Origin of the sequence: Pleomorphochaeta sp. (assembly GCF_050031695.1) — a bacterium.
Taxonomy (GTDB): Bacteria; Spirochaetota; Spirochaetia; order Sphaerochaetales; family Sphaerochaetaceae; genus Pleomorphochaeta.
Genome location: NZ_JBNAIC010000063.1, coordinates 1 through 4,564 on the forward strand (window position 1 = coordinate 1; position 4,564 = coordinate 4,564).

5 protein-coding genes and 1 pseudogene are annotated in these 4,564 nt (G+C 28.3%); all 6 read left to right on the forward strand.

Features of this window, described 5'->3' with window-relative positions; all coding sequences use genetic code 11:
• The coding region (locus tag ACPKM0_RS11175) for an ABC transporter permease (RefSeq protein ID WP_472475999.1) at nucleotides 1-679 on the forward strand (679 nt) is incomplete at its 5' end.
• A gap of 242 nt (nucleotides 680-921) precedes the next feature.
• The gene (locus tag ACPKM0_RS11180; RefSeq protein ID WP_472476000.1) at nucleotides 922-2,166 is read left to right on the forward strand and encodes a diaminopropionate ammonia-lyase; all 1,245 of its coding nucleotides are present in this window, start codon (nucleotides 922-924) and stop codon (nucleotides 2,164-2,166) included.
• A 163-nt stretch (nucleotides 2,167-2,329) separates the two neighbouring features.
• On the forward strand, nucleotides 2,330-2,965 hold the full coding sequence (locus tag ACPKM0_RS11185) for a hypothetical protein (protein ID WP_472476002.1): 636 nt from the start codon (nucleotides 2,330-2,332) through the stop codon (nucleotides 2,963-2,965).
• Nucleotides 2,965-3,294: a transcriptional regulator gene (locus ACPKM0_RS11190; protein WP_472476004.1), complete on the forward strand. Its 330-nt coding sequence runs from the start codon at nucleotides 2,965-2,967 to the stop codon at nucleotides 3,292-3,294. Before ACPKM0_RS11185 ends, ACPKM0_RS11190 begins: the two co-directional genes overlap by 1 nt.
• Entirely contained in the window at nucleotides 3,272-3,967 is a 696-nt protein-coding gene (locus ACPKM0_RS11195; protein ID WP_472476005.1) for an ABC transporter ATP-binding protein, read from the forward strand. Before ACPKM0_RS11190 ends, ACPKM0_RS11195 begins: the two co-directional genes overlap by 23 nt.
• Nucleotides 3,961-4,564 (forward strand): annotated as a pseudogene (locus ACPKM0_RS11200) (hypothetical protein); the annotation flags it as partial. The gene ACPKM0_RS11195 and the pseudogene ACPKM0_RS11200, both read left to right, overlap by 7 nt.

Below are 4,564 nucleotides of genomic sequence, written 5' to 3' on the forward strand. Positions count from 1 at the left end.
AGGTGACCCTGTAGTAGACTCTTCAACTATGTTTTTTGATTTAGATATAATTGACTATTATTTAGAATTAGAAGGATCTGCTACTAGCTACGCAGTATCTTATTCAATGAATGTTGCAAAAATTAAAGATATTAGTAATGAGGAAACAGCTAATCTAAATAAAATAGTAAGTTCTATTGATTTAGAAGCTTATTCTTGGGATCAAATAGCTGAAGAACTATTAAAATTTCAATCTGCAGATACGGGTTTTGGATATTTAATGCTAGTTTTCACTTTTGTAATAGCTGTTGTTGGAATAAGTAATACAATGCTAATGTCCATAAGTGAAAGGAAAAATGAAATAGCTATGCTAAAAACTTTAGGATATAAAACTAGCTATATTAATCAACTCTTTACTGTAGAAGGAGCGATTATAGGCTTTATTGGAACTTGTATCGGGGCAATAATAGCATTATTAGTTTCCCTTTATTATCAAAAAAATGGAATTGACTTTTCTATATTCATGGAAGATTCTTCTTCTATTGGATACAGAATCAGTGGAATTGTTCATGCTTATATTTACTATTCGGATTTAATTTTGATAATTATCGCATCAGTCTTTGTCTCTATGGGTTCAGCTTTTTTTGCTGTAAAAAAAATAGCTAAATCAGAAATAATACAACTTTTCAACCAAATATAGTTTTACATTAAGAAAAAGAATATATTAATACAAACTTATAATATTTTAATTATTACAACTAATAAAAAAATTGATATATATTTAATTTTTTATAAAAATTATGAGCATATCACTATCAAATTAATTTTTTTTTTAGTATTTCCTAAATTTTTGACAAGAGACTCTTGCATTATTTTTAGTTTAGATATACATTGCGGGTGTAAAAAAAATAATCTTAACTTTTTATAGGAGAAAATAAAAAAATGAACAACGCATCCGACATTTCATGGATTATTAAAAAGCATGAAACAAAAGACATTTCTAAAGCAAAAGAAATGTTTCCTATTGAAACTGCAAGATTAGCTCGTCGTCTACATAGCCAAATTCCCGGTTACCATATGACCCGCCTTGCAGCACTCCCTAATTTAGCAAACATGCTAGGAGTAGGTGGAATATATATCAAAGATGAAGCAGAACGTATGGAACTTAACAGTTTCAAAGTAATGGGTGGAAGCTTCGCTCTATTTAGATATTTCCAAGACAAACTAAACTTAAAAGATGAACAATTATCATTTGAATATTTAACAAGTGACGAAATCAAAAAAAAATTAGGAACAATCACATTTGCAAGTGCAACTGATGGAAATCATGGTCGTGGAATAGCATGGGCCTCTAAAATGTTAGGTCATGACTGTATGATTTACGTTCATAGTGAAACAAGTCAAGCAAGAATAGATGCTATAAAAGCATATGGAGCAACAGTAAAAGTTATTGAAGGGAATTATGACAACGCAGTAAAACAATGTGTGATTGATGCTAGAAAAAACAACTGGGAAGTAATTAGCGACACTAGTTGGGATGGCTATACTGAAGTACCTACAAGAATCATGCAAGGTTATACAACAATGCTTTTAGAAACACAAAAACAATTTAGCAGTCAAGGAATTGAATTCCCAACACATGTTTTTGTACAAGCTGGTGTTGGTGCTTTAGCTGCTGCAGTTATAGGATTCTATAGTGCTTTAGCTAATGGACAAAATACACCTAAATTTATAGTAGTTGAACCAGATCAAGCAGGTTGTATTTTTGCAAGCGCAAAAGAAGACGATGGAGAGGTTCATACTGTAGATGGATCTTTATCAACAATAATGGCTGGTCTTGCTTGTGGTGAACCTTCACCAATAGCTTGGGAAGTATTAAAAGAATGTGCCGATGTATTTATTGAAGTTCCTGATTATGTTGCTGCTAGAGGTATGAGAATCATGGCAACTCCTTTAAAAGGTGACCCAATGATAATTAGTGGTGAAAGCGGAGCTGTAACATTAGGAGCTCTTTATCAATTATTAACTTTACCAGGAAATGAAGAATTAAAAGAATACTTAGATATTAATCATAAATCTAATCTTTTATTCATTAATACTGAAGGGAACACCGATCCAAAGAGTTTTAGACAAATTATTTGGGATGGTGCTGATCAAGTTCCTAACAAATATGCAACAAAAAGATAATATTTTTTCAATATTAACCTTTATTAATACAATTATATTAGTTAGTCATTTTTATGACTAACTTTTCTTTTAAAAAATAAATATCTTATACTCATGTTTTTAATATTGACAAATGGGATATTGTATTTTAGGTTTATACTATAAACTACTTTAGGAGATAAACATGGATGATAAAGAAATAAAAGAAGCTCTAAATAATATAAAAGAACTAAAAGAATTAGTTGAAAATAAAAACAAAAGACTTCAACCAGTTATCTTTTCAAAACTATTTATAAAAATGCTATTTTATGCCTCTTTATTATTACTAATAACGACTATATTAATTGCATTTGGATATTTTAAATATCCAACCTTTTCACAATTTCCTATACTATATAAAGGTTTAATTTTTCTATCTATAATTATTAACTTTATCTTTATTTTTACAAAAAAAATGAAAGCTTTTAGTGAAAACACTCAAATTCCAATAGTTACAACCTTAGATAACTTTTATAGCATTGATTTCATCATATCTGTAATTTTGGCTGTCTTTTTTACAGTTTTATTTGCTTATATTACAAAATTAAATTGGGTTTATTTACCTTTATTAACTGTTTTTTATGGATTACTTATTATTTATTTCTCTAATACTATGAAAATATTAGAATTTAAATATATGGGATATATTACAATATTTATTGGTACTATTAGTATGCTTTTCTTACAAATACCTTTACTGCTATTAGGGTTTTCTATGTATACAATAATATTTTTCTGCTATTACCTTCTTCTTAAAGGAGCTAGGAGAAAAACAGAATAATGAAATATCCTAATTTAGATAAATTAATCCATGAACAAAGTAGACTAAAAATACTAATTTATCTGTCAAAAAAATCTCCTTACAAAACGACTTTTACTCAAATAAAAAAAGATTTAAATATGACAAGTGGTAATCTTAGTATACAATTGAAGAAACTTGAACAAGAAAATTGGATTATACAAGATAAAAAAATAGAAAAAAATAAAGTAAAAACTTATATAAAAATTACTCAGGATGGAAAAGAAGCTCTAAATCAATATTTAAATAATTTAGAAATCTTATTATCAAACCTAAAAGGAGAATCTAATGAGTCTGATAAAAACAATTAATTTATCAAAAACTTACAAATCACAAAGCGAAGATGTACATGCTTTAATTGATCTTTCAGTCGAAATAAACAAAGGAGAATTACTTGCTATATCAGGTCCTTCAGGATCAGGAAAAACAACGCTTCTAAATTTAATTGGTCTTTTAGATGACATTACTAGTGGAGATATTGAATTAAATGAAATTAAATATTCAACTCTACAAAAAAAGCAAAAAACTGAAATAAGAAAAAATATGGTTGGTATGATTTTCCAGTCTTATAATTTAATTCCTGTCTTATCAGCTTGTGAAAATGTGGAGATGGCTCTTAACTGTCTATCTAAAGAACAGCTTGCAGAATTAAATGTTTTTAACAAAAAAGATAAAATTGATTTATGCTATAGTGCTTTAAAAGATGTAGGGTTAGACACTTTAGAAAATAGACGTCCAAATGAATTATCAGGAGGTCAACAACAAAGGATATCTATTGCTAGAGCAATAGTAAAAAACCCACAAGTTCTTTTAGCTGATGAGCCTACCGCAAATTTAGATAAAACAAACAGTCTCCATATTTTAGATTTAATTTCTAAATTGAATGAAGAAAAAGACTTAACATGTATATATTCCTCTCATGATAGATTAGTTCTAGAACATGTTAAAAGAATAATTAAACTCGAGGATGGACATTTATGTTAAAATTAGCTTTAAGAGGGATTTTCCGATATGGGAAAAGAACTATTATAACAGCTTTTGCTATTGGTTTAGCTGTAGTTTTTTCTATATTTATGAAATCCTTATTAACTGGAGTAGCTCTAGATTCAGATAAAAATCTAATCTATAACGATACTTCAAGTGCGAAAATTTATGCTCAAGAGTATTTTGAAGAAAGAGATTATCTTCCTATTGATTATTTAATTGACCAAGAACAAAGCTCTAAGCTTGAAAAATTATTAAGTGATAATGGTTATGATAATTATACAAAAGAATTTATATCTTCAGCACAAATAATGTTCTATGAAGACCCTTATCCAGCATCTGGTTCACTTACTGTAACTTTAAAAGCTATAGATTCTGATAAATCAAATGCTTACAATTTTACTAATGCAAAGATTAAAGGCGATTGGATATCTAAAGATAAAGAAGGTGTTGTATTAGGTGCTAAACTTGCTGATGATATAAATGCAGATATCGGATACTACTTAACTATACAAACTAAAGGTAAAGGTGGTTTTATCCAAGCTTTTGATATTCCTATTATTGGTATAATCACATCAGGTGACCCTGTAGTAGACT

What these genes read in the sequence shown, in the direction of transcription:
- ACPKM0_RS11185 (WP_472476002.1), top strand. Translation starts at nt 2,330, where the DNA reads ATGGATGATAAAGAAATAAAAGAAGCTCTAAATAATATAAAAGAACTA.
- ACPKM0_RS11180 (WP_472476000.1), top strand. Translation starts at nt 922, where the DNA reads ATGAACAACGCATCCGACATTTCATGGATTATTAAAAAGCATGAAACA.
- ACPKM0_RS11195 (WP_472476005.1), top strand. Translation starts at nt 3,272, where the DNA reads ATGAGTCTGATAAAAACAATTAATTTATCAAAAACTTACAAATCACAA.
- ACPKM0_RS11190 (WP_472476004.1), top strand. Translation starts at nt 2,965, where the DNA reads ATGAAATATCCTAATTTAGATAAATTAATCCATGAACAAAGTAGACTA.